At 69.6% G+C, this 24,827-nt stretch carries 20 protein-coding genes and 3 pseudogenes; 6 read left to right on the top strand and 17 right to left on the bottom strand.

Annotated features, from left to right (window positions below; genetic code table 11):
• Position 1: 1 nt before the first annotated feature.
• From ACWD3C_RS24345 to ACWD3C_RS24315, 7 genes are read right to left on the bottom strand one after another with little or no spacing between them, the layout of a single operon-like run.
• On the bottom strand, positions 2-2,530 hold the full coding sequence (locus ACWD3C_RS24345) for an NADH-quinone oxidoreductase subunit G (protein ID WP_451147223.1): 2,529 nt from the start codon (positions 2,528-2,530) through the stop codon (positions 2-4).
• Complete coding sequence (gene nuoF / locus ACWD3C_RS24340; RefSeq protein ID WP_451147221.1) at positions 2,527-3,879, bottom strand: NADH-quinone oxidoreductase subunit NuoF; 1,353 nt, start codon at positions 3,877-3,879, stop codon at positions 2,527-2,529. Before nuoF ends, ACWD3C_RS24345 begins: the two co-directional genes overlap by 4 nt.
• Entirely contained in the window at positions 3,876-4,709 is an 834-nt protein-coding gene (nuoE, locus tag ACWD3C_RS24335) for an NADH-quinone oxidoreductase subunit NuoE (RefSeq protein WP_451147275.1), read from the bottom strand. The genes nuoF and nuoE overlap by 4 nt, the downstream gene beginning before the upstream one ends.
• Positions 4,710-4,738: 29 nt before the next feature.
• Positions 4,739-6,061 carry an NADH-quinone oxidoreductase subunit D gene (locus ACWD3C_RS24330; protein ID WP_451147219.1) on the bottom strand — a complete coding sequence of 441 codons (1,323 nt, stop codon included), beginning with the start codon at positions 6,059-6,061 and terminating at the stop codon, positions 4,739-4,741.
• Positions 6,058-6,801 (bottom strand): NADH-quinone oxidoreductase subunit C, encoded by a 744-nt coding sequence (locus ACWD3C_RS24325; RefSeq protein WP_451147217.1) that lies wholly within the window; start codon positions 6,799-6,801, stop codon positions 6,058-6,060. Before ACWD3C_RS24325 ends, ACWD3C_RS24330 begins: the two co-directional genes overlap by 4 nt.
• A complete protein-coding gene (locus ACWD3C_RS24320) occupies positions 6,798-7,352 on the bottom strand; it encodes a NuoB/complex I 20 kDa subunit family protein (protein ID WP_451147215.1) in 555 nt (184 codons plus the stop codon). The genes ACWD3C_RS24325 and ACWD3C_RS24320 overlap by 4 nt, the downstream gene beginning before the upstream one ends.
• A 13-nt stretch (positions 7,353-7,365) precedes the next feature.
• Positions 7,366-7,725 carry an NADH-quinone oxidoreductase subunit A gene (locus ACWD3C_RS24315; protein WP_451147213.1) on the bottom strand — a complete coding sequence of 120 codons (360 nt, stop codon included), beginning with the start codon at positions 7,723-7,725 and terminating at the stop codon, positions 7,366-7,368.
• A gap of 734 nt (positions 7,726-8,459) precedes the next feature.
• On the opposite strand from ACWD3C_RS24315, the gene ACWD3C_RS24310 reads away from it, so the two are divergent.
• Complete coding sequence (locus tag ACWD3C_RS24310; RefSeq protein ID WP_451147211.1) at positions 8,460-9,326, top strand: C40 family peptidase; 867 nt, start codon at positions 8,460-8,462, stop codon at positions 9,324-9,326.
• Positions 9,327-9,528: 202 nt separating this feature from the next.
• Here ACWD3C_RS24310 and ACWD3C_RS24305 read toward each other — a convergent pair.
• Positions 9,529-11,434 (bottom strand): annotated as a pseudogene (locus tag ACWD3C_RS24305) (hydroxysqualene dehydroxylase).
• A 107-nt stretch (positions 11,435-11,541) separates the two neighbouring features.
• Between ACWD3C_RS24305 and def the strand changes: the two are divergent.
• Positions 11,542-12,168: a peptide deformylase gene (gene def / locus ACWD3C_RS24300; RefSeq protein ID WP_451147273.1), complete on the top strand. Its 627-nt coding sequence runs from the start codon at positions 11,542-11,544 to the stop codon at positions 12,166-12,168.
• Between the two features lie 185 nt (positions 12,169-12,353).
• Here def and ACWD3C_RS24295 read toward each other — a convergent pair whose 3' ends face one another.
• Positions 12,354-13,652, bottom strand: a complete 1,299-nt coding sequence (locus tag ACWD3C_RS24295) for a geranylgeranyl reductase family protein (protein ID WP_451147209.1) — start codon at positions 13,650-13,652, stop codon at positions 12,354-12,356.
• Positions 13,653-13,772: 120 nt separating this feature from the next.
• Between ACWD3C_RS24295 and ACWD3C_RS24290 the strand changes: the two genes are divergently transcribed.
• Together ACWD3C_RS24290 and ACWD3C_RS24285 are read left to right on the top strand one after the other, a co-directional pair.
• Positions 13,773-14,279, top strand: coding sequence for a GNAT family N-acetyltransferase (locus ACWD3C_RS24290; RefSeq protein ID WP_451147207.1), 507 nt, complete (start codon positions 13,773-13,775; stop codon positions 14,277-14,279).
• A gap of 94 nt (positions 14,280-14,373) precedes the next feature.
• Positions 14,374-14,721: a PASTA domain-containing protein gene (locus tag ACWD3C_RS24285; protein WP_451147205.1), complete on the top strand. Its 348-nt coding sequence runs from the start codon at positions 14,374-14,376 to the stop codon at positions 14,719-14,721.
• On the opposite strand, the gene ACWD3C_RS24280 is transcribed toward ACWD3C_RS24285, so the two are convergent.
• From ACWD3C_RS24280 to ACWD3C_RS24250, 7 genes and pseudogenes are all read right to left on the bottom strand, one after another.
• The gene (locus ACWD3C_RS24280) at positions 14,708-15,403 is read right to left on the bottom strand and encodes a demethylmenaquinone methyltransferase (protein ID WP_451147203.1); all 696 of its coding nucleotides are present in this window, start codon (positions 15,401-15,403) and stop codon (positions 14,708-14,710) included. The genes ACWD3C_RS24285 and ACWD3C_RS24280 overlap by 14 nt on opposite strands.
• 165 nt (positions 15,404-15,568) lie before the next feature.
• A complete protein-coding gene (locus tag ACWD3C_RS24275; protein WP_451147201.1) occupies positions 15,569-16,171 on the bottom strand; it encodes a hypothetical protein in 603 nt (200 codons plus the stop codon).
• 7 nt (positions 16,172-16,178) lie between these two features.
• Complete coding sequence (mqnC, locus tag ACWD3C_RS24270) at positions 16,179-17,378, bottom strand: cyclic dehypoxanthinyl futalosine synthase (protein ID WP_451147199.1); 1,200 nt, start codon at positions 17,376-17,378, stop codon at positions 16,179-16,181.
• Positions 17,379-17,467: 89 nt separating this feature from the next.
• On the bottom strand, positions 17,468-18,232 hold the full coding sequence (locus ACWD3C_RS24265; protein ID WP_451147197.1) for a prepilin peptidase: 765 nt from the start codon (positions 18,230-18,232) through the stop codon (positions 17,468-17,470).
• The gene (locus ACWD3C_RS24260; RefSeq protein ID WP_451147195.1) at positions 18,229-21,210 is read right to left on the bottom strand and encodes a BTAD domain-containing putative transcriptional regulator; all 2,982 of its coding nucleotides are present in this window, start codon (positions 21,208-21,210) and stop codon (positions 18,229-18,231) included. Before ACWD3C_RS24260 ends, ACWD3C_RS24265 begins: the two co-directional genes overlap by 4 nt.
• A gap of 725 nt (positions 21,211-21,935) precedes the next feature.
• Positions 21,936-22,541: pseudogene (locus ACWD3C_RS24255) on the bottom strand (hypothetical protein); the annotation flags it as partial.
• Positions 22,540-22,662: pseudogene (locus ACWD3C_RS24250) on the bottom strand (ATP-binding protein); the annotation flags it as partial. The pseudogenes ACWD3C_RS24255 and ACWD3C_RS24250, both read right to left, overlap by 2 nt.
• Before the next feature lie 236 nt (positions 22,663-22,898).
• Here ACWD3C_RS24250 and ACWD3C_RS24245 point away from each other — a divergent pair.
• On the top strand, positions 22,899-23,750 hold the full coding sequence (locus tag ACWD3C_RS24245) for a helix-turn-helix domain-containing protein (protein WP_451147193.1): 852 nt from the start codon (positions 22,899-22,901) through the stop codon (positions 23,748-23,750).
• Positions 23,751-23,759: 9 nt separating this feature from the next.
• Complete coding sequence (locus ACWD3C_RS24240; protein ID WP_451147191.1) at positions 23,760-23,963, top strand: DUF397 domain-containing protein; 204 nt, start codon at positions 23,760-23,762, stop codon at positions 23,961-23,963.
• Between the two features lie 34 nt (positions 23,964-23,997).
• Here ACWD3C_RS24240 and ACWD3C_RS24235 read toward each other — a convergent pair whose 3' ends face one another.
• A complete protein-coding gene (locus ACWD3C_RS24235; protein WP_451147189.1) occupies positions 23,998-24,588 on the bottom strand; it encodes a hypothetical protein in 591 nt (196 codons plus the stop codon).
• Positions 24,589-24,827 lie beyond the last annotated feature (239 nt).

The raw sequence follows: 24,827 nt of genomic DNA, 5'->3' as shown, positions 1-24,827 counted from the left end.
GTCACGCCTCCACCTCCTTCTGGGCTTCGGGGGCGAGGGTCGCCGGGCCGATGCGGACGAGGGCGCCGGGCAGCGCCCCGGTGTCGGAGGCGACGCCCGTTCCCGCGGAGTTCAGCGGGAGCCAGACCACGCGGTCGGGCATCTCGGTGATCTGCAACGGGAGTTCAACGGACCCCTGGGGCCCGGTCACCGCCAGGAGGTCGCCGTTCTTGACGCCCGCCTCGGCGGCCGTGGCGGCCGACACGCGCGCGTGTGCGGCGTGCCGGGTCCCGGCGAGCGCGTCGTCGCCCTCCTGGAGGCGGCCCTGGTCGAGCAGCAGCCGGTGTCCGGCCAGTACGGCCTCCCCGGCGGCGGGGCGCGGAAGCGGTCCCGCGCTCTCCAGGGGCTCGGTGGCGCGCGGCCCGTCCCACGCCCCGAGACGGTCCATCTCCACGCGCGCGGTGCGCAGATCGGGCAGCCCCAGGTGGACGTCCATCGCGTCGGCCAGCATCTGCAGGACGCGCGCGTCGGCGGGTGCCAGGCGGCGCGTCATCTGGTCGGGCTTGAGCGCGGCCTCGAACAGCCGTACCCGGCCTTCCCAGTTGACGAAGGTGCCTGCCTTCTCGGCGACCGCGGCGACCGGGAGGACGACGTCCGCGTGCTCGGTGACCTCACCGGGCCGCAGCTCCAGCGACACCAGGAAGCCCACCTCGGAAAGCGCCTCACGCGCGCGTGCCGGGTCGGGAAGGTCGGCGACCTCCACACCGGCGACCAGGAGCGCCCGCAGCTCACCGCCGGCGGCGGCCTCGACGATCTGGCCGGTGTCGCGGCCGTAGCGGTGCGGGAGTTCGGCCACCCCCCAGGCGGCGGCGACCTCCTCCCGCGCGCGCGGGTCGGTGGCCGGGCGCCCGCCCGGCAGCAGCGACGGCAGCGCGCCCGCCTCGATGGCGCCGCGCTCCCCGGCCCGGCGTGGGATCCACACCAGCTCTGCCCCGGTCGCGGACGCGGCCCGTGCGGCGGCGGTGAGCCCGCCCGCCACGGCGGCCAGCCGCTCCCCGACGACGATGACCGCGCCCTGGGTGCGCAGCGCCTCGGACGCCCTGGCGCCGTCCTCCTCCAGGCCGACCCCGCTCGCGAGGGCGTCCAGCCACTCCGTCTCGGTGCCGGGCGCGGCGGGCAGCAGCGTGCCGCCGGCCTTCTCCAGGCCCCGGGTCGCGTGCGTGGCGAGCGCGAACACCTTCTGTCCGTGCCCACGCCACGCCTTGCGCAGCCGCAGGAAGACGCCGGGCGCCTCCTCCTCGGCCTCGAAGCCGACCAGCAGGACCGCGGGCGCCTTCTCGAGGGAGGCGTACGTGACGCCCGTACCGTCGAGGTCCCGTCCGTGTCCCGCCACCCGGGCGGCGAGGAAGTCGGCCTCCTCGCTGCTGTGCACGCGCGCGCGGAAGTCGATGTCGTTCGTGTCGAGGGCCACGCGCGCGAACTTGCTGTAGGCGTAGGCGTCCTCGACGGTGAGCCGGCCGCCGGTCAGGACACCGGCCCTGGAGCGGGCCGCGGCGAGCCCCCGGGCGGCGATGTCCAGGGCCTCCGGCCAGGACGCGGGCTCCAGGACGCCGTCCTCATTGCGTACGAGAGGCGTCGACAGCCGGTCCGGCTTCTGCGCGTACCGGAACGCGAACCGCCCCTTGTCGCAGATCCACTCCTCGTTGACCTCGGGGTCGTGTGCCGCGAGCCGCCGCATGACCTTGCCGCGCCGGTGGTCGGTGCGCGTGGCGCAGCCGCCGGAGCAGTGCTCGCAGACGGACGGCGAGGAGACCAGGTCGAAGGGGCGGGAGCGGAAGCGATACGCCGCCGAGGTCAGCGCGCCGACCGGGCAGATCTGGATGGTGTTCCCGGAGAAGTACGACTCGAAGGGGTCGCCCTCGCCGGTGCCGACCTGCTGGAGCGCACCCCGTTCGAGCAGTTCGATCATCGGGTCGCCCGCGATCTGGTTGGAGAACCGGGTGCAGCGGGCGCACAGCACGCACCGCTCGCGGTCGAGCAGCACCTGCGTGGAGATCGGGACGGGCTTCTCGAACGTCCGCTTCTTGCCCTCGAAGCGGGACTCGGCGTGGCCGTGCGACATGGCCTGGTTCTGCAGCGGGCACTCGCCGCCCTTGTCGCAGACCGGGCAGTCCAGCGGGTGGTTGATGAGCAGAAGCTCCATCACACCCTTCTGGGCCTTCTCCGCGACGGGCGAGGTGAGGTGAGTCTTGACGACCATCCCGTCCGTACAGGTGATCGTGCAGGACGCCATGGGCTTGCGCTGGCCCTCGACCTCGACGATGCACTGGCGGCAGGCGCCGGCCGGGTCGAGGAGAGGGTGGTCGCAGAACCGGGGGATCTCGATGCCGAGTTGTTCGGCGGCCCGGATGACCAGGGTGCCCTTGGGCACGCTGATCTCGGCGCCGTCGATCGTCAGTGAGACGAGATCTTCCGGCGGAACCGCCGCCTCCCCACCTCCGGAGGCGCGCTTGCCCGCGGCGGAGCCGCTGTCAGACTGCTGTACTGTCATGCGTTCACCTCCGTGTGCTTGTCCGCCCAAGCCGTCGACTTGGCGGGGTCGAAGGGGCAGCCGCGGCCCGTGATGTGGTCCTCGTACTCCTCTCGGAAGTACTTCAGCGAGGAGAAGATCGGCGAGGCGGCGCCGTCACCGAGGGCGCAGAACGACTTGCCGTTGATGTTGTCGGCGATGTCGTTCAGCTTGTCGAGGTCGCTCATGACGCCCTTGCCCGCCTCGATGTCCCGCAGCAACTGCACGAGCCAGTACGTCCCTTCACGGCAGGGCGTGCACTTGCCGCAGGACTCGTGGGCGTAGAACTCGGTCCAGCGGGTGACCGCCCGTACGACGCAGGTGGTCTCGTCGAAGCACTGGAGCGCCTTGGTGCCGAGCATGGAACCCGCGGCACCCACTCCTTCGTAGTCAAGAGGGACGTCGAGGTGCTCGTCGGTGAACATCGGGGTCGAGGAGCCGCCCGGCGTCCAGAACTTGAGGCGGTGTCCGGGGCGCATGCCGCCGCTCATGTCGAGGAGCTGGCGGAGCGTGACGCCGAGCGGCGCCTCGTACTGGCCGGGGCCGGCGACATGGCCGCTGAGGGAGTAGAGCGTGAAGCCGGGCGACTTCTCGCTTCCCATCGACCTGAACCATTCCTTGCCGTTCTTCATAATCGCGGGAACCGACGCGATCGATTCGACGTTATTCACCACAGTCGGGCACGCGTAGAGGCCCGCGACAGCAGGGAAAGGGGGACGGAGCCGCGGTTGACCACGGCGGCCTTCGAGCGAGTCGAGCAGTGCGGTCTCCTCACCGCAGATGTACGCGCCCGCGCCCGCGTGCACGGTGAGTTCGAGATCGAGTCCGCTGCCCAGGATGTTCTTGCCGAGGTAGCCCGCCGCGTAGGCCTCAGTCACGGCCGTGTGCAACCGCCGCAGCACGGGGACGACTTCACCACGCAGATAGATGAAGGCATGCGAAGACCTGATGGCATAACACGCGATGACAATGCCCTCGATGAGGCTATGCGGGTTCGCGAAGAGGAGCGGAATGTCCTTGCAGGTTCCGGGCTCCGACTCGTCGGCGTTGACAACTAGATAGTGTGGTTTTCCATCACCCTGGGGAATGAACTGCCACTTCATTCCCGTCGGGAATCCCGCGCCGCCGCGGCCGCGCAGCCCGGAGTCCTTGACGTACGCGATGACGTCGTCCGGGGACATGGCGAGCGCCTTGCGGAGCCCCTCGTATCCTTCGTGCCTCTTGTAGACGTCCAGCGTCCAGGACCTGTCCTCGTCCCAGAAGGCCGACAGCACGGGTGTGAGCAGCTTCTCGGGGCTGGTGTTCTTGATCTCGGCTGCCACGGTCATCACTCCCCCTCCTCGGCGACGGGACCCGCCGGGTGGGCCGGGTCGGAGGCCGACGTGTCCTGTGGCGCGTCGTGCGAGCTCAGGTGCTCGGCGGGCGACGGCTCGTGCACCGTGTCCCGCGGCGTGTCCTGGGGTCCGCCCGCGCCCCTGGGGTGCACCACGCGCGCGGGTGCGGTCTCTCCCTTGGCCAGGCGGAGGCCGATCAGCGAGGCGGGTCCCGCGCTTCCGCCGGCCTCGACGGCCCCGTCCCGCTCGTCGGGGAAGCCCGCCAGGATCCGTGCGGTGTCCTTGAACGTGCACAAAGGGGCGCCGCGTGTGGGCTCGACCTGCGCTCCCGCGCGCAGGTCGTCGACGAGCTGCTTCGCGCTCTGCACGGTCTGGTTGTCGAAGAACTCCCAGTTGACCATCACGACCGGCGCGAAGTCGCAGGCCGCGTTGCACTCGATGTGCTCCAGGGTGACCTTGCCGTCGTCGGTGGTCTCGCCGTTGCCGACGCCCAGGTGGTCCTGGAGCGCCTCGAAGATCGCGTCCCCGCCCATCACCGCGCACAGGGTGTTGGTGCAGACGCCCACCTGGTAGTCGCCGCTCGGCTTGCGGCGGTACATGGTGTAGAAGGTGGCGACCGCGGTGACCTCCGCCGTGGTCAGGCCGAGCACATCGGCGCAGAACTGCATGCCGGTGCGGGTGACATGGCCCTCCTCCGACTGCACGAGATGCAGCAACGGCAGCAGGGCCGAGCGGGAGTCCGGGTAGCGGGCGATGATCTCGCGCGCGTCCCTCTCCAGCCGGGCTCGAACGTCGTCCGGGTAGTCGGGCGCGGGCAGTTGGGGCATGCCCAGGCTGACACCCTCGGGAGTGGTGGTCACCGGTCGACGCCTCCCATCACGGGGTCGATGGACGCGACGGCGACGATGACGTCGGCGACCTGGCCGCCCTCGCACATCGCCGCCATGGTCTGCAGGTTGGTGAAGGACGGGTCGCGGAAGTGGACCCGGAAGGGGCGGGTGCCTCCGTCGGACACGACGTGCACCCCGAGCTCGCCCTTGGGCGACTCGACCGCCGCGTACGCCTGTCCCGGCGGGACGCGGAAGCCCTCGGTCACCAGCTTGAAGTGGTGGATCAGGGCCTCCATGGAGGTGCCCATGATCTTCTTGATGTGGTCCAGGGAGTTGCCCAGTCCGTCCGGTCCCAGGGCGAGCTGGGCGGGCCACGCGATCTTCTTGTCGGCGACCATGACCGGGCCGGGCTCCAGCCGGTCCAGGCACTGCTCGACGATCCGCAGGGACTGGCGCATCTCCTCCAGGCGGATCAGGAAGCGCCCGTAGGAGTCACAGGTGTCGGCGGTCGGGACGTCGAAGTCGTACGTCTCGTAGCCGCAGTACGGCTGTGTCTTGCGCAGGTCGTGCGGGAGGCCGGTCGCGCGGAGGATCGGGCCGGTGGCGCCGAGGGCCATGCAGCCGGCCAGGTCGAGGTAGCCGATGTCCTGCATGCGGGCCTTGAAGATGGGGTTCCCGGTGGCGAGCTTGTCGTACTCGGGGAGGTTCTTCTTCATCTTCTTGATGAACTCGCGGATCTGGTCGACCGCGCCGGGCGGCAGGTCCTGGGCGAGTCCGCCGGGCCGGACGTACGCGTGGTTCATCCGCAGGCCGGTGATCAACTCGAAGATGTCGAGAATGAGTTCACGATCACGGAAGCCGTAGATCATGATCGTGGTGGCGCCCAGCTCCATGCCGCCGGTGGCGATGGCGACCAGATGGGAGGAGAGCCGGTTCAGCTCCATCAGGAGCACGCGCATGATCGTGGCGCGGTCCGGGATCTGGTCCTCGATGCCGAGGAGCTTCTCGACGGCGAGGCAGTACGCCGTCTCGTTGTAGAACGGCATGAGGTAATCCATGCGGGTCACGAAGGTCGTGCCCTGGGTCCACGTGCGGTATTCGAGGTTCTTCTCGATGCCGGTGTGGAGGTAGCCGATGCCGCAGCGGGCCTCGGTGACGGTCTCGCCGTCGATCTCCAGGATGAGCCGGAGCACACCATGGGTGGAGGGGTGCTGCGGGCCCATGTTGACGATCAGGCGCTCGTCGTCGGCGCGGGCCGCGGACTCGACGACCTCGTCCCAGTCGCCGCCGGTGACCGTGTAGACGGTGCCTTCCGTGGTCTCACGAGGGGAGGCGTGCGATGTAGTCATGAGTACGACCTCCGCTGGTCCGGAGCCGGGATCTGGGCGCCCTTGTATTCGACGGGGATGCCGCCGAGGGGGTAGTCCTTGCGCTGCGGGAAGCCCTGCCAGTCGTCCGGCATCATGATCCGCGTCAGCGCCGGGTGGCCGTCGAAGACGATGCCGAAGAAGTCGTACGTCTCGCGCTCGTGCCAGTCGTTCGTCGGATAGACGGGGACGAGCGACGGGATGTGCGGGTCGGCGTCGGGGGCGGAGACTTCGAGGCGGATCAGCCGGTTGTGGGTGATCGAGCGCAGGTGGTAGACGGCGTGCAGCTCGCGGCCCTTGTCGCCCGGGTAGTGGACGCCGGAGACGCCGGTGCACAGCTCGAAGCGCAGGGCCGGGTCGTCGCGCAGGGTCCGGGCGACGGCGGCCAGGTACTCGCGTTCGATGTGGAACGTGAGCTCGTCGCGGTCGACGACGGTCTTGTCGATGACGTTCTCGGGGACGAGTCCCTGTTCCTCCAGGGCCCCTTCGAGTTCGTCGGCGACCTCGTCGAACCAGCCGCCGTAGGGACGACTGGTCGCTCCGGGGAGCCGGATGGAGCGGACCAGACCGCCGTAGCCGGAGGTGTCGCCGCCGTTGTTGGCGCCGAACATGCCGCGCTGGACGCGGATCTCCTCGCCGCCCTCGCCCCGCTGGCCGGGGAGGTTGGAGGCGGAGAGGTCCTTCTCGGGGTTGGGCCCGTTGGTGCCGTTGGCGTCGCTCACTGCAGCAGCCCCTTCATCTCGATGGTGGGCAGTGCCTTGAGCGCCGCTTCCTCCGCCTCACGGGCCGCTTCCTCGGCGTTCACGCCGAGCTTCGAGGTCTGGATCTTCTGGTGGAGCTTGAGGATCGCGTCCAGGAGCATCTCGGGCCGCGGCGGGCAGCCGGGGAGATAGATGTCGACCGGGACGACGTGGTCGACGCCCTGGACGATGGCGTAGTTGTTGAACATGCCGCCGGACGAGGCGCAGACCCCCATGGAGATCACCCACTTGGGGTTCGGCATCTGGTCGTAGACCTGCCGCAGCACCGGCGCCATCTTCTGGCTGACCCGCCCGGCCACGATCATGAGGTCCGCCTGGCGCGGTGAGCCGCGGAAGACCTCCATGCCGAAGCGCGCCATGTCGTAGCGGCCCGCGCCCGTGGTCATCATCTCGATGGCACAGCAGGCGAGGCCGAAGGTGGCCGGGAAGACGGACGACTTGCGCACCCAGCCCGCGGCCTGCTCGACGGTGGTCAGCAGGAATCCGCTCGGCAGTTTTTCTTCGAGTCCCATGCTTAAAGGCCCCTCAGTCCCATTCCAGGCCGCCGCGTCGCCAGACATACGCGTAGGCGACGAAGACGGTGAGCACGAAGAGCAGCATCTCCACGAGCCCGAAAACACCCAGGGCGTCGAAGGAGACGGCCCAGGGGTAGAGGAAGACGATCTCGATGTCGAAGACGATGAAGAGCATCGCCGTCAGGTAGTACTTGATGGGGAAGCGCCCGCCGCCGGCCGGCGTGGGGGTCGGCTCGATACCGCATTCGTAGGCCTCGAGTTTGGCCCGGTTGTATCGCTTCGGGCCGATCAGCGTGGCCATGATCACGGAGAAGATCGCAAAGCCTGCCCCGAGGGCTCCCAGTACGAGGATGGGCACATACGCGTTCACCGCTCCTCGCTCCTCTCAGTCGGCACTGACTGCTGGCGGTTGCGTCCGGCCCGCGCTCCGCCCCCTGTCGCGCGAACCCCGCCCGTCTCGACGAAGATCGCGAACATGTGAAGCAGGTCACAAGCCCAACTGCTCCGCATCCTATGCCCGCCGGTCTGTGATCTGCGACACGGGGTACAGCAAGGACTTTGTGATCTCCACCACCTGACGAAGGATCATGAAGTCGGATGAGCGGCAACCTTCGCACGCGAAGCGTCAGACTGATCACCAGAAGTGACATTTCCGCTCGTCAGTGCTGGTCAGCGCTCACCAAGGAGAGGCGTCTCAATATCAAGAGGGTTCCCCTGCATGCAAATTGGCACCGGCCAAAGGATCTTGGTACAGGAGGCGTTCACACATCAGAGGGAGCCGCGACAGCGGATGTGGACGCGTGCACGTATTCACGAGCGCCCCGCGAGCAAGGAGCCCCCGGGGATCACACGCGACGCGCGCACACCAAGGTGACCGTTCCGTGACCTGCACCACACCGGAGCGAGACCATATGAACCGGGCTTGGCCACCCGTCTCAACCAGTGGTAAGCGCGGGGCAATCCGGACGTAATAACGAAAGACCGTGATCACAGGCCTGATCGACAATGTCCGCAATGCCCCTTACGGCGTCAATAAAGAGTGACGCACACAAGATTTGGGGTTCCTGTTGAACAACTGTGGCGCACCACACGTTTCTTGTAGGTATGGAGGAGCCCCTGATACCGGTTGGACTCATGTCCCACACCGCTCACATACGCAGCCACCGGAAGCCCCGGCGCAGCGCGTCGATCACCTCGATGCGTGCCGGCGTTGCCGGTGGCGTCCTCAGCACCCTGGCAGTGGCCACGGCGGCCGGTTCGGCGAACGCTGCCGAGCCTGTGACGCAGACGCTCGAACTGCCCACCCTGACGGCCGACCTGGCCGCGCAGACCGCCCAGTCCGCGGACGCCACGCAGCAGGCGGCGGCCAAGTACCAGCTGGACGCCGAGCGGGACGCGGCCGCCGCGGAGGCCGCCAAGCAGGCCGAGAAGGACCTCGCCGCCGCGAAGAAGGAGGAGGCCCGGAAGAAGGCCGCCGCCGAGGCCGAGCGGAAGGCGGAGGCCGAGCGCGCCGCGCGGGCCGCCGAGCGGGAGACCCTCACCTCCACCTCCACGTCGGCCCCGACAACGACAACGACATCGACATCGACGTCGACCTCCGTGGCCGCCCCGGCCAGCGGCAGCGTCGCGACGGTCATCACCTTCCTCAAGGCGCAGGTGGGCGACGCCTACGTCCTGGGCGCCACCGGTCCCGACGCCTGGGACTGCTCCAGCCTCGTCCAGGCCGCGTTCAAGCAGGTCGGGGTGGACCTGCCGCGGGTCTCGCAGGACCAGTCGATGGCCGGCACCGAGGTCTCGCTGTCCAACCTCCAGGTCGGCGACATCCTGTACTGGGGCGGTAAGGGCTCCGCGTACCACACGGGTGTCTACATCGGAGCCGGCCAGTATCTCGACGCCGCCAACCCCGGCAAGGGCGTCGTGATCCAGGACCTCTCCGGCTACCCGGCTTCGGGCGCGGTGCGCGTGCTCTGACGCACGGCCGCTCGGTCGCTCGGTCGCTTTCCGGAGAGCCGCTCCCCCATGCGGGACAGCGGCTCTCCGGCGTGCCCCGACCCTGGCGACCAAACCCGAGCCGCTCAGCCCGAGCCACTCAGCCCCGAGAGCCAAGCCCGGGCCACTCACCCCGAGCCGCTCAGCCGGGGCCGCTCAGCGCGGGCCACTCAACCCCGTCGGCTCACCCCAGGTCGAAGGTGTTCGGCAGGCCGAGCTTGTAGCGCAGTTCGTCGACGCGCTTCAGGGGCTCCATCTCCGGGGGCCGGAACAGCTCCCGGACCTCACAGCGCTCGGCGTCCGAGTCGTCCACGTCCAGGATCGCGTTGACGGCCAGCCGTGCGGACTCGTTGGCGCCCTCCATGGTCGCGAGGTCCACATCCGTGCGGACGTAGTCGCCGGCGAGGAAGAAGTTCGGGACGGCCGTCCTCGCCGTGGGGCGGTTGTAGAGCGTGCCCGTGGGGTGGACGAGGAGCTGTTCGCGGTTCTGCGGGTCCGGGCCGCCCAGGCCGGTCACCGCCGGGTCCATGAACCAGCCGAGGCGGTCGTCGTCGGTGAGCGTGGTTCTGCCGGAGTCGTTGAGCGCGTCCTTCAGCTGGGCCCAGCACTCGGCGACGATCTCGTCCTTGGTGCTCCCCCAGAGGGGGTACCCCCAGACGGGCTGTCTTGCCGTACAGGATCCCGGGTTTGTCCCACTCGGAGATGATCACGGAGAGGCAGTCACGGGCACGCCCGTCGCCGTAGTCCGCCGGAAAGTCCCGTACGTCCCAGAACTGGGCCTGCCCGATGCCGGTCACCGACCAGGGTGAGTCGAGACAGTTGATGTGGCCGTGGACGACGGGGGTCGGGGTGCGCAGGTAGTACATGATCCCGACCATCCAGTCCGTCTCCAGCGCGTCGCACCTGGCGAGCTGCGGGTCGGCGGCGCGCAGGGCCGGGCCCCAGGTGGTGCGGGCGTGCTCGACGGGCAGCGCGGAGACGTAGTGGTCGGCCGTGATGGTGCGTACGTCGCTGCCGTCGGGCGCGGAGACCCGTACGCCGGTGACGCGGCCGCCCCCGTACAGGACCTCCCTCACCTGTGTGCTCGTCACGAACTCCACGCCCAGGGAGCGCAGGTGGGCGGCCCAGGGGTCGATCCAGGCCTCGCTGGTGGGGGCGTTGAGGACGCGGTCGACGTCGGCGTCGGGGCCGTCCATGCCGCGGCCGAGCAGGCCCCACAGCAGCAGGGCCTCGATGATGACGCGGCCGACGGTGCGGGTGGAGGCGACCTCGGCGCGGGTGGCGACGAGATTGCGGGTCTGGCCGGTGCCGAGGACCGTCCGGTACTCCTCGCTCATCTGTTCCGCTCGGATGAAGTCCCACCAGGAGGTCTTCTCCCACTGGTCCTCGCGGCGGGCGTCGCAGCTGGTGAGGTGGACCAGGAGACGGTTCGCGAAGTACAGGGCCTCGTGGGCGGGGAGGCGGGTGCCCAGGTCCAGGACGGAGAGGAGCTGGTCGCGGATCCAGATCGGGGTGATGTCGCCGGGGGCCGGCGGGGTGGTCAGGCGGCGGAGGGGGAAGTGCAGGTCGGGGCGGCCGACCCCATTTTCTTCGTTCGTTCGCCTACGGAGCGCCTCACTCACTGATGCGCGGGCGAACAGGGCCTCGGTGCCGCTGCGGAGGTTGCCGCGGACTCCGTCCGGGTTCCCGGGGAAGGGGATGCGGCGCATCGTGTCCGGGAGGTTCCGGTAGAAGCCGGGGAAGAAGCGGAAGCCGTGTTCGCCGGGGAGGGGTTTACGGCCGCCCTCGCCCGTGCCGGGGACGTCCATCGAGCGGGCCTTGCCGCCGAGGACGTCGTAGTACTCGTAGACGGTGACGGCGTAGCCCCGTTCGGCCAGTTCGTGGGCGGCGCTGAGCCCGGAGACGCCGCCGCCGAGCACGGCCACGCGTTTGCCGTCAGCGGACGCGGGGGCGGTCGGCAGTAAGGCGAGGGGACCGGTGGCGGCGGCGGCCGCGGCGGTTCCGGCGAGGAAGCGGCGGCGTGTGGGGGCGGGGTTCGGGCGCTCGGATTCGTGAACGGTCCCTGTGGCTCTCGTGTGATCTGTTGTCATGGTTACGTGAGGTTAGGAAGGTGCACGACAGTACGGAAGGTTGCACGTCGGTCACCCACAGCATCCTCACACCACAAGAACACCCGAGAGTGAGTGAGGAATTCGCGATGCCCTCCGTCTTCGTACAGGGAAAGCCCGTCGACTCGTACCCCGCGCTGCCGCCGGAGGCCCGGGGTGGAAGGGTGCGGCGGATCACGGAAGTCGGTGAGGAAGTGCTGCACAAGCCGTGCCGGGACGCCACGGAGTTCGGACCCGAACTCGCCGCGCTCATCGACGACATGTTCCTGACCATGTACGTCGCCGACGGCGCCGGCCTCGCGGCGAACCAGGTGGACGTGGACCTGCGGCTCTTCGTCTACGACTGCCCGGACGACGAGGGCGTCCGGCACGTGGGCCACATCGTCAACCCGGTGCTGGACCAACTCGACGTGGCGGGGCGGCGGTTGCTCGACGAGCCCGAGGGCTGTCTGTCCGTCCCGGGGGCGTTGATGGAGGTGCCGCGCCCCGACCGTGCCGTCGTCCGCGGGTACGACAAGGACGGCAGCCCCCTCGTCATCGAGGGCACCGGCTACTTCGCCCGCTGCCTCCAGCACGAGACGGACCACGTCAACGGGTATGTGTACCTGGACCGGCTGTCCAAGCGCGAACGGCGGGACGCGTTGCGACAGGTGGAGGACCGCCGGGAGCGGGTGTTCGCGCGGCGGGTGGCGAAGGAGGCCGAGCTCAGCGGGTAGCCGCGCCCGACGTCGCGTGGCCTGAGGGTCCCCGGGCAGCGCCGTGGGCGCCGCTCCCCGAGGAAGAAGCGGCGCCCATCGACGCGGAACGAGGCCCGTGCCCAGGCACTGAAGGATCACCGGCCTGAAGGATCAGTGGTCCCTGAGGGATCATCTGCCCCGGAAGGACCACCGGCCCCTGACGATCACGCCTTCGGCGCCACCCTGCTCAGCCCGTTGATGATCCGGTCCATCGCGTCGCCGCCCGTCGGGTCCGTCAGGTTGGCGAGGAGCTTCAGGGTGAACCTCATCAGCATGGGGTGGGTCAGACCGCGCTCGGCGGCCACCCTCATGACCTTCGGGTTGCCGATCAGCTTCACGAAGGCGCGGCCCAGCGTGTAGTAGCCGCCGTAGGTGTCCTTGAGGACGCGGGGGTAGCGCTGGAGGGCCATCTCCCGCTGGGCCGGAGTCGCCCGGGCGTGCGCCTGGACGATGACGTCGGCGGCGATCTGGCCGGACTCCATGGCGTACGCGATACCCTCGCCGTTGAAGGGGTTGACCAGGCCGCCGGCGTCCCCGACCAGCAGCAGCCCCTTCGTGTAGTGCGGCTGGCGGTTGAAGGCCATCGGCAGGGCTGCGCCCCGGATCGGGCCGGTCATGTTGTCCGGCGTGTACCCCCACTCCTCCGGCATCGACGCGCACCAGGCCTTCAGGACCTCGCGCCAGTCCAGCTCCTTGAAGGAGTCGGAGGTGTTGAGGACACCCAGGCCGACGTTCGACGTGCCGTCGCCCATGCCGAAGATCCAGCCGTAGCCGGGAAGGAGGCGGTCCTCGCCCGGCCCCCGGCGGTCCCACAGCTCCAGCCAGGATTCGAGGTAGTCGTCGTCGTGGCGGGGCGAGGTGAAGTACGTACGCACCGCGACGCCCATCGGGCGGTCCTCCCGGCGGTGCAGGCCCATCGCGAGGGAGAGGCGGGAGGAGTTGCCGTCGGCCGCGACGACGAGGGGCGCGTGGAAGGTGACCTCCCGTTTGTCCCCGGAGTCGCCCAGCTTGGCGTGGACGCCCGTGATGCGGCCCGTGCGGTCGTCGACGACCGGGGCGCCGACGTTGCAGCGCTCGTACAGCCGCGCGCCCGCCTTCTGCGCCTGCCGGGCGAGCTGTTCGTCGAAGTCGTCGCGCTTGCGGACGAGTCCGTAGTCCGGGTAGGAGGCGAGATCCGGCCAGTCCAGCTGGAGCCGTACACCGCCGCCGATGATGCGGAGCCCCTTGTTCCGGAGCCAGCCGGCCTCCTCGGAGATGTCGATGCCCATGGACACCAGCTGCTTGGTCGCGCGGGGCGTGAGGCCGTCGCCGCAGACCTTCTCCCGAGGAAACGCGGTCTTTTCGAGCAGGAGTACGTCCAGCCCGGCCTTCGCCAGGTAGTACGCGGTGGCGGAACCGGCTGGCCCGGCCCCGACGACGATCACATCGGCGGTGTGTTCGGTAAGGGGCTGGGGCTCGGTCACGACGGGTTCTCCCCAAGTCTCGAAATAGGCGTACTGAAACTCGAAATCAACGTGCTGACGGGCACGGGACATGGGCAGTCTATTCAGCGGTACCGATCACCCGGCTGAAGGGCTGCCCCTGTGAACCGAGCTCTCCCCGACGTACGGCTGCGCGTCCCCACCGACGAGGACGCCCTGGCCTGGCACCGGATATTCGCCGACCCCGATGTCATGGAGTTCCACGGGGGCAAGGCCGCAGAGTTGTCCGTCTACGAGGAGCTCACCGCCCGCCAGCGCCGCAACGACGCCGAGCGCGGTTTCTGCCTGTGGACCATGCTCGACGAGAACGACCAGGTCATCGGCTTCACGGGCGCCCAGCCGTGGCCGCAGGACTGGGGCCCGGTGGGCGAGATCGAGATCGGCTGGCGGCTCGCCCGACCGCAGTGGGGCAAGGGGTACGTCACCGCCGCCGCCCTGATGACCCTCGACCGGGTGAGACAGGCGGGCGTGAGCACGGTCATCGCCATGGTCGACTCCCGCAACGAACGCTCCATCGCGGTCACCCGGCGCCTCGGCATGAAGCTCGAGGAGAAGTTCACCACGCCGACCTCGCAGCAGGTGGGGCACCGCTACCGACTGAATCTGTAACGCTGAGTAGCGGTTCACCGCGGATCGCCACTCAGCGCTTCCGAGCGGCACCCTCCGACGGTTACCCTTCCGATACCGCTGGGGGTGACCGTCTGTGCGCATGACACCCGAGACACCCGAAGTGCGCGTGCCGCGGCTGGTCGGACTGATGGCCATGGACGCGCGCGAGACGGCCGCGGCACGCGGAGTGCTGCTGGCCGCGCCCGACCGGCCCGACTTCCGCGATGTCGTGCTCGACCACGTCGTACGGCAGTACCCGCTGCCCGGCGTCGAGGTGCCGCGCGGCGCCGTCGTCACCGTGTGGTTCGACCTGCCGCCCGACGGAGAGGGCGGCGGAGGCTCCGGGGTGCGCGAGCCGCGCCGGACGGGACCGCCGCCGGGCGGGCTGGAGCGCGAACTCGACCCACCGGAAGACCCGTACGCCGTCCTCAGCTCGCCTTGAAGCCCCGGTGGAGGGCCACCACCCCGCCCGTGAGGTTCCGCCACGCCACCTTCCCCCAGCCCGCCTTCCGCAGCCGCTCGGCCAGGGCGGGCTGGTCGGGCCAGGCGCGGATGGACTCGGCGAGGTAGACGTACGCGTCGGGGTTGGACGACACCGCCCGCGCCACCGGCGGGAGCGCGCGCATCAGGTACTCGGTGTAGACGGTCCGGAACGGCGCCCACGTCGGATGCGAGAACTCGCAGATCACGACGCGCCCGCCGGGCCTGGTGACCCGGTACATCTCGCGCAGCGCGGTGTCCGTGTCGTGCACGTTCCGCAGCCCGAAGGAGATCGTCACCGCGTCGAAGGTGTCGTCCTTGAACGGAAGCCTCGTCGCGTCACCGGCGGTGAACGGCATCCAGCTCTGGCGCTTCTTGCCGACCTGGAGCATCCCGATCGAGAAGTCGCAGGGCACGACGTACGCGCCCGCCCGCGTGAACGGCAGCGACGACGTCCCCGTACCGGCCGCGAGGTCCAGGATCTGCTGCGCGGGGCGCGCGTCGACCGCCTTGCCGACCTCCTTGCGCCATCGCCGGTCCTGGCCGAGGGAGAGCACGTCGTTGGTCAGGTCGTACCGTTCCGCCACGTCGTCGAACATCGAGGCGACTTCGTGCGGCTGCTTGTCCAGGGATGCGCGGGTCACGGGCCCATTGTGGCAGTACGGCCTCGGGGGAGGAGCCGCGGCCTCACCGGAGAAGCCGGTGCCTGACCGGATGAGCCGATGCCCGACGGGCGGAGCCGCCGCCTCTTCCCTACAGCCAGGTCCTCCGCCCATTTTCCCTACGGCCAGGTCCTCAACCCACCGGAACTACCGACCCCGGTACACCAGCCGACCGTCGAGCACGGTGGCCACGCACGTCCCCGCCCTCCGCTCCGCGAGCCCGGCCTCGTCCCGCACGTCGAACACGGCGAACCGGGCCGCCGAGCCGGGCTCGCGCGGCCGCGCGAACTCCACCGGCACACCCGAGGCGTACGGGTCGAGCGCGGGAACTCCGCCAGGGTTCCCGATCCGGCCCACGATCCCCAGCCCGGAGCGCCGTACGGCGTCCTGTACGGCGGGGTGACCGGGCGCACCGGCCACCGCGACCGTGCCGTGCGCCAGCATCCGCTGCGCCCCGCGCCGGGCGCTCGCGCCCCAGCGGGCGTCGTCCATGGCGAGCGCCGTGAGCGCGTCCCCGGTCAGCGGCTCGGTGCCCAACTCGTCGGCCTCGCGCGGGTCCGGATGGTACGTCTGCTCCAGCAGCTCGGGCCCGTACAGGTTGACCAGTCCGGGCGTGAGGATGCCGGGCCACTTCCGCACCCGCGCCCGCGGACGGTCGGCGAGCACTTCGTCCACGGGGCCGACAGCGGCGATCCACGCCCCCTCGACGGCGAACGCCCAGCCTCGGGCGTCTGTGTGAACGGTCAGCAAAAGGGCCTCAGTTGGCGGCGATGATCTGCAGCTCGGGGTGGGCGGTGCCGCCCTCGATGGCCGTCGACGAGATGTGCGAGGCCACGCGGTCGTCGACGGGGTCGTCCGCCGGGTCGTCGTGGACGACGATGTGCTCGTACGTCGTGGTCCGCTGGGCCGGGACCCGACCGGCCTTCCTGATCAGGTCGATGATCTCCAGCCGGTTGGACCGGTGCTTGGCGCCGGCGGAGGAGACGACGTTCTCCTCCAGCATGATCGACCCGAGGTCGTCCGCCCCGTAATGCAGCGACAACTGCCCGATCTCCTTGCCGGTCGTCAGCCACGAGCCCTGAATGTGCCGGACGTTGTCGAAGAAGAGACGGGCCAGGGCGATCATGCGCAGGTATTCGAAGATCGTGGCCTGCGTACGGCCCTTGAGGTGGTTGTTCTCGGGCTGGTAGGTGTACGGGATGAAGGCGCGGAAGCCGCCCGTCCGGTCCTGCACGTCACGGATCATCCGCAGGTGCTCGATGCGCTCGGCGTTGGTCTCGCCGGTCCCCATGAGCATGGTGGACGTGGACTCCACACCCAGCCGGTGCGCGGTCTCCATGATCTCCAGCCAGCGCTCACCGCTCTCCTTCAGCGGAGCGATGGCCTTGCGCGGCCGCGCGGGCAGCAGTTCGGCGCCGGCACCGGCGAAGGAGTCGAGCCCGGCCGCGTGAATGCGGGTGATCGCCTCCTCGACGCTCACCTTGGAGATCCGCGCCATGTGCTCGACCTCGGACGCGCCGAGCGAGTGGATGACGAGCTGCGGGAACTCCTTCTTGATCGCCGCGAAGTGCTGCTCGTAGTACTCGACGCCGTAGTCCGGGTGGTGGCCTCCCTGGAACATGATCTGCGTACCGCCGAGTTCGACGGTCTCCGCGCACCGCCGCAGGATGTCGTCCAGGTCCCGCGTCCAGCCCTTGGCCTTGTCCTTCGGCGCCGCGTAGAAGGCGCAGAACTTGCACGCCGTCACGCAGACGTTCGTGTAGTTGATGTTCCGCTCGATGATGTACGTCGCGATGTGCTCGACGCCCGCGTACTTCCGGCGTCGTACGGCGTCGGCGGCGGCGCCCAGCGCGTGCAGGGGCGCGTCGCGGTAGAGGTCGAGCGCCTCTTCGGGGGTGATCCGCCCACCGGCGGCGGCACGGTCGAGGATGGGCTGAAGGTCGGCCTTCTCGGTCACCGGGCGTTCCCTTTCGCATAAGGGCTGTTTCGCACAAGGGCTGTGGACGGACCATGTCAGCGTACGCCAGGCGACTCGATCACCCGACGTCAGGCCGCGTACGCCCCCAACAGCAGCCCCACATACGCCCCTGCGATCAGGAACGGACCGAACGGCATCGACGTCTTCCGTCCTGCCTTCCGTACGACGACGAGCCCGAGCCCGTACAACCCCCCGAACAGGAACCCGGCGAACGTCCCCAGCACCACCGTCCCCCACCCGTACCACCCGAGCACGGCCCCGAGCCCGAGCGCGAGCTTCACATCACCGAAGCCCATGCCGCTCGGGTTGATGAGGAAAAGCACGAAGTACGCCGCCCCGAGCGCCAACGCGCCCAGCAGCGCGGTGAGCCACTCCCCCAGGTGCTCCGGCACGAACGCGACCACCCCGAGCAGGGCCAGCGCGGCACCCGCGAGCGGCAGCGTCAGCGCGTCCGGCAGGCGCTGCACCCGGAAGTCCACCACGGCGAGCAGTACCCCGACGGGCGCGAGCAGCAGCCACACGGCGAGCTCGGGGCGGGGGCCGGTGGCGGGGGCGAGGAGAGCGCAGACGAGGGCGGTCGCCACGGCCACGGGAGCCGTCCCGGGACCGTACGACTGCCCACAGGCCCCGCACCGCGCCCACCCGAGCCAGCCGCGACCGAGGCCACCACCGATGCCCTCGACCGGACGGCCGGTGATCGAGTGGCCGTTCGGGCAGGCATCCCTCCACTCCTCCTCCGGTTCGACGGAGAACCGGTACGCGGCCCTCGGCACGAGCGTGCCCGCGGCTGCGCCCCACAGGGCGGCGACGGCCGCGATGAGCAGGTCGCTCATCCGGTGGCGGCCACGGCGCTGCGCCAGGCCGGGAGCAGCTCGTCGAGGAGGGCCTCGGTCCGGGGCGGCAGCCCGCGGGCGCCGCTGCGCGCGACCAGGTCGGCGGCGAGCCGCTGGAGCCGGGCGGTGTCGCCGGTGGCGTGGGTGGCGCGGAGCAGCTCGTTCCACAGACGCTCGTCGGCGGGGGCGGAGCTCATGGCGGCGTTCAGGGCCTCGATGGCCTGTTCCGCGCGGTTCTTCTCCAGGTGGAAGGCCGACAGCGCGAGCCCGATGTCCGCGACGAGCAGCGGGAGCTGGGCGTCGATGATCTCGTGCGTGAGCCAGGTGTAGCGGCCCTGGGCCCGGTCGGAGAGCAGCGGGCCGCGTACGAGCACGAGCGCGTCGGTGAGCAGCCGTCCTCGTACGGCACGGCTGTCGACGCCCCGGCCCTGGGTCGCCTCGTGGTACAGCGACCGCAGCACGTCCAGGTCGGACACGACCGACCTGGCGAGGGTGAGCCGCCCGGTCTCGTCGGTGCCGAGCCGCGGCGTCCCGTCCGGGTCGTTGCCCAGCCACTGCCGCAACCGCTCCACGAGCGCGTCCCGTACGTCGTCGGTCACGCCTCGCGGCCACAGCGCGGAGGCCAGCACGCGCGGGTGCACGCCCTCGCGGTGCAGGAGCAGCAGCGCCAGCGCCTCGTGCATCAGCGGGCTGCGCTCGCCGTCGGGCGTGTCGAGCCCGATGATCTCGTACGGCCCCACGAGGCGCGCGTACACCGCCGGGCGCCCCTGCTCGCTGATGTCGACGAGGAACGGCGGGGTGTGGGTCGGCCCGTCGGGGTCACGCTCGGGGTCGGCCTGGACGAACAGCTCGACGACGGCGCGCTGTTGGGCGACGGGCAGGAGCTGTGCGTCGAGTTCGAGGCCGAGCAGCGGCGCGCGGAGCTTGCCGTCGCTGCTGATCTCCATCTCCCAGGCGGCGCCCGGCAGATCGCCGGTCTCGGTGCCGACGAGGTAGCCGATGCCCAACCGGCCGGCGTCGGCGGCGAGTTCGGCCAGCTTGACCGCGTCCTCGGCGGACGGCTGGGCGGCGAGCAGCACGAGGTGCGGGGCCCAGCGGGTGTGCTGGGCGGGCCCCGTACGGCCCGTGAGGACGCTGTCGTGCCCGGCGGCCCCCAGCGCTCCGCGCCGCTGCCGGGTCTCGGCCTCCATGGTCTCGATCAGGTCCTCGATGCCGTCGAGGTGGCGCAGCCGGTTCGGCGCGAGCGGGGTCAGGTCCTGTCCGAAGCCGACGAGCGTGATCGTCATGCGGTCGGACCAGCCGTTGGTCGCCAACTCGGCGGCCACGGAGGCGAAGACGCCGGCCCGGTCCCGCTCACTGCCGCTGAGCGACACGATGCCGGGCACGGCTTCGAGGTTGAGGAGCAGCCGGGACTCCTCCATGGTGCCGAGGCTGACGAGCCCCGGGTACGGAGCGGCCGTATCGACGTCCTCATACCGCTCGGCGTCGGTCCGCGCGAGCATCCAGAACGTCTGGTCCTGCCCCAACTGCCACGGCGCCGGCGGCTTCCCGGCCGGCTGTGCGAGCTGGAGGTGCAGGTCGCCGTTGCTCATCCAGGCCGCGTACACCGTCGGCAAGGGCCGCGACTCGGCGGCGAGGGCGGCGGCGAGCCCGCGGAGCGACCGGTCCAGCAGTCGTACGCCCTCGGGGTCGGCCCCGACCAGCAGCGCGTCCTGGGCGTCGGCGGCGGGCCCGGTGGGCGTCGGCGGCTCCATGCCACGCCGCCCGCCGACCGAGCCGAGGGCCGACTGCCACAGGGCCTGACGGCGCCGGCGGCCGAGGGCACCGAGGAGCCCGGCGGCGAGGAGGGGGGCGCCGACGAGGGCTTCGGGCAGCCCGAAGGAGAAGCCCTGGTCATCGGCGCCGGAGGAGACGTACTCCTGCTGATGCTGGTGCCCGCCTTGCCGCTGATCCCCGTCGGTCCGCTGCTGGGGAAGCGAGATCCGGGTGGTGTCGTTGTCGCGATCACCACCACCCTGCTGACCGGACCCGCCGCCCTGCTGACCACCGCTCCCCTGCTGCTGATCCCCGGTCCTGGCGTAATCGGCGATCTGCTGCCGGACCTCTTCCGAAACCTTGGGCGCCTCGTCGGGCATCTCGACGAGCTCGCCGCCACGAGCGTCGCCGGGCATCTCCATGATCCAGCCGGGCCGGATCAGACTCGCCTCGGACAGCCGTGAACCGTCGGGCTGCACCCGGTCCTTGTTGAGCTCGAAGATCTCCTTGTACCGGCGCCCGTCCCCGAGATGCCGCTCGGCCACCTCCCACAGCGAGTCATGGTGCCGCCCCTCGGGCGGCTGGATCCGGTAGTACTTCGTATCCCCGCTCTTGGCCTGCGAACCGCTCTCGGCCCGCGCGTCGGCCTGCGCCTGCGCGGCCTGCTCGGCGAGCGCGGCGGCCGTCTGCGCGGCGGCCTCCTGCTGCTGGCTGAACAGCCCACCCGGCGTCTGCTCGGCCGCGGCGACGGTCGGCTTCTGGTTCCCTTCCAGCGACTGTCCGAGCTGCGACAACCCGGGCGCGAAGCTGGCAGCCGTAGCTCCGACCAACAGCAACGCGGCAACAAGCTGCCGGGCCAGCAACTGACTGGGCCCGGCACCGGGCACCCGCCCCGGCAGCCCGACCCCCGACAGCGCCGCCTTCATCTCGACGAGCACACAGGCCGTGAACTGCGCCCAGGCGAACCAGACGACGACGGTCAGAGTGTTGAGAAACGTGTCGACACTGATCTCCCGCTGCAACCAGTCCAGCGAGGGCGCCCCATTGGGCAACGGCCACCCGAGCGTCGCCAGCGCCAACGGCACCCCGACGAGCAGCACCACAAGGGCGATGAACGCGAGGAACGCCTTCACAAAGTCCCCGAACGTACGCCTACGCCGAGGCAGGGGCTGCGGCGTCCGGTTCCGCGGGCCCGTCGGGCTGGAGGTGGTGCGTCGCGGCATGGCGGGTGTCCTGGGTTGTGGGTGGAGGCAGCGGGGTGGAGTTGGACGAGGAGGTCTGAGGAGGTCCGAGGAGAGCTTTTGAGCCTACAGAGATCTTATGGACTCCCACTGACAACGTCGAAGGTCGGAGTGGATTCGAGATCCCAGCCCTCGCCCGCTTCCTCACCACCTGTCTGTTAAGCCGGGGTTGCGCCTGTGTCATTACGGATCGCCTCAGCAGGATCCACGCCGTTCACACCCGCCAAGCCACACTCGTCACATTCCCCACACAACCTCGGGCAGCATCACCTGGCGGATCACCGGGGAGGGCAGCGACAGCACCGGCGACGGCCTCCCCGGCGTCGCCCTCGAAACAACCCAGGACATGAACGTCCAGGAGATCCAGTCGATCAACCGCTGAGGCGGCCCAAGGAACGCCGACGGCTGTTCAGTACCGGTCGGCGGCGTCCACAAACACGTCACCCGCGTGCGTCGCGCAGACCGCCCGCTCGGCCCAGGTCTTCAGATGCTCCCGGTCCGTACAGGCCTCCACTCGGTCCCGAACGGAGTCCGGTACAGGGACGGCGCGCGCCACGAAGAGATCAAGGATCAGCTCGGCGATCTCTCTGGGGTTGTGGGCTTACTCCGCCGCCATCCGTACAAACGTCCGCCGGAAGCCTTCATGCCCGAAGAGCAATGTCAGCGGGCATGTGGCTTCATCGTGGCTCGGAGTACCCGCCACCACGTCAGACGTCGGCGTCACCGAACAGGTCCTCCGCGGTGGCCGCGTGGACCGCCCGCTCGGCCCAGACCTCAAGGCGGTGCAGGTCGGCACAGGACATCACTCGCCCACGCACGGAGTCGGGCACTTCGATGCCGCGCCAGTCGAGGATGCGGAGGATCATTTGTGCACGCTCCTCCTCCCTGCCCTTCTCGATGCCCAGTTCAATGCCCTGCTCCCGAACTTCCTCGGCCACAGGGTGCCGGAAGAAGTAGTTCACCGGTGCCATCAGGTCCCTCCAAATCTCCCTTGCCTGGGGATCCACCAGGCATGATTCGATGAGCTGCGCGAACGCCGCCGCGATTTCGGGGTCGAGAGTCTCCAGGGCAGCTGCCAGGGGTTTCAGTATGGCGGCCGCTCCTGACCCTCTGCCATGCGTCATCGCCGAGAACGCGGCCAACGGAACGTCCTACGCGGCCTCCTTCTCGTGCGTGATCATCGGCACGTTGTCCGGACTCAGGACGAGTGGCCGGAGAGTGAGCGAGTGCCATCCAGGCAGCCCGAGCCGAATGGGCTGGGCCGCCCAACGAGCGGTGGAGCTGCTCTGCGTCACAACGATCAGTACGGGCTCCACGCATGGTCAGGATCAGGCGGAGGGTGCGGCGGGAGACGGTGACGGCTCGGGGGTCCTGGGGGATGTACAGCATGTACTCCCAGGGTTCACCGGGCACGTCGGCTTCGGTTTCGGGCATGCGTGAACTCCTGTCGACTGAAGGGGAGGTGGGGATGCGCGGAGGTGGCGGGCGGTGGCATTGCCTCAGCCGTCATGACAGGACGGAGTGGTGCGCCTCCGGGGCTCCCGGCGTTCCGCAGCGTGTGCGTCGCATCACTGACGGCAGGTCTGAAAGTTATGACCAAGCAAGCTGTTCACGTAATCTGGCACCCGAACGGGGCACCCCGGGCAAAGAGTTGAACCAGGGAGCAGTGCATGGCGACGAGGCGTCACCCCACCGCGCGACAGGTGCGCCTGGGTGCCGAGCTGCGCAGACTTCGGGAGGCCGCAGGGCTGAAGGCGACGGCGGCGGCGACCCTGCTGGGAGTCAGCTCCGTCCAGATGAGTCAGATCGAGTCCGGGATCGCGGGCGTGAGCGAGGAGCGCGTACGTCGCCTCGCGGCCAACTACGCCTGTTCGGACAGCGAGTTGATCGAGGCCTTGGTAGCCATGGCCACGGATCGAACCCGCGGCTGGTGGGAGGAGTACCGTGGCGTTCTTCCCTCTCCTTACTTGGACCTCTCCGAGCTGGATCACCACGCGACGTTCCGGCACGACGTGGCGGTCATCCACGTACCAGGGCTCTTCCAGACAGAGGACTACGCTCGCGCCCTCTTCGCCTACATGAACCCGGAGTTCCCGGAGAGCGAGCTGGAGCACCGGGTGAGTCACCGGATGAGGCGGAAGGTCATCATCGAGACCCCCGGCCCCATCCCGTACGAGGCCGTGATCCACGAAGCGGCGCTGCGCATCAGGGTGGCCGGACGGACCGCGTCCCGCGTTCAGCTGGCCCGCATCCTGGAGATGTCCGGGGCGGACCATGTGACCGTGCGGGTCATCCCGTTCGGCCTGGACGACTTCGCGGGAGCCGGCACGGCCATGGTGTACCTGGGTGGAGTGGTGCCCCGCCTGGACACCGTGGTGCGCGACGCCCCGCATGGCACGGCCTTCATCGGCTCCGAAGCCCAACTGGAGCACTTCCGAAAGCTCTTCCGTAGGGTGAAGAAAGCGTCGCTCGCCCCCGAGCAGTCACGTGACCTCATCCACCAGTTGGCCAAGGAACTGTGAGGAGCAGCCATGACCGCCCCCGCTCAGTGGCAGAAGTCGACCTTCTCCGGCGGTGGTGAAGGCAATGACTGTGTGGAAATAGCCGGCTCCCACACCCACGTAGCCATCCGCGACTCAAAAGCCCCGACCCACGGCACCCTCACCTTCCCCCTCGGAACCTTCACCACGTTCATCGAGGACCTCAAGGCAGACACCCCACGCGCAGCCCGGTGACAAACCGCCTCTGCCTGTTCCCTGAATTCCTCGGTCATCTCACCGCATGGTGCTCCATGAAATCCTCGATCACGTCAGGAGGGTTGGCGGCCCGGGTCGCTTCCGTCTCCCAGCCAGGGCGGTCCATGTCGAACAGCACGATCGGTACCGGTCGTCCGAGCACCTTGCTGAGACAGCCGTCGGCCCGCAGCCGGAGGGCGGCATCGATGCAGATGTCGTCGAAGCGCTGTACAAGCCGGTCGTCCCGGGCGTCGCTCACGCTGTCGGACAGCCCGTCGTCCTCGTACCAGAGTCCTTCCGCCTGCGACTCCGCCAGGTGCAGTGCGCTGCCGACCGGATCTTCGGAGACATGGCCGACCCTTTCGAACCCCTCCAGCAGCCAGTACGGATATTCCCAGTGCGCCGTCCCCTCGTACGAGCACTCCCGGTCAAGTACCCGGCGCACCTCGCTCTCCGTGTTGTAGCCGACAGCGAGGTAGGGGTATCGGGGGTCCTGGTCGACGCGCCAGACGCGGAAGGAAACGACGTAGATCTCGGGTTTGAGCGCCTCAGGGAAGCCGTTCAGAATGCGCTCGGCGCCCTTGCGTACGTGGTCGCGGAAGGTCGCCTCCGTCACCTCGGCCATGTCAGGACCCTCATCCCATCAGAACCCCCAAGCTCGCGTCACCGATCCCGGCGTTGCTGAGGCCCTGAGCCAGTCCCTGCCGTTCCGTTGGCTCTCAGATGGTCATTGAGCTGCAGGAGGAAGGGATCACGGTGAGTGAAGTCGTGGGGCGTGGGGTGCCCCAAGGGTACGCCGTTCGCCGCTTCGTCGATGTCGACACCGTACCGGGCCAGGACGGCGTCCGGACCCGTCTGCTGGAC

The sequence above is a fragment of the Streptomyces sp. NPDC002845 genome (genome assembly GCF_053591955.1).
Note: the sequence above shows the minus strand (reverse complement) of the source record. Positions and strands in the feature narration are given on the sequence as shown.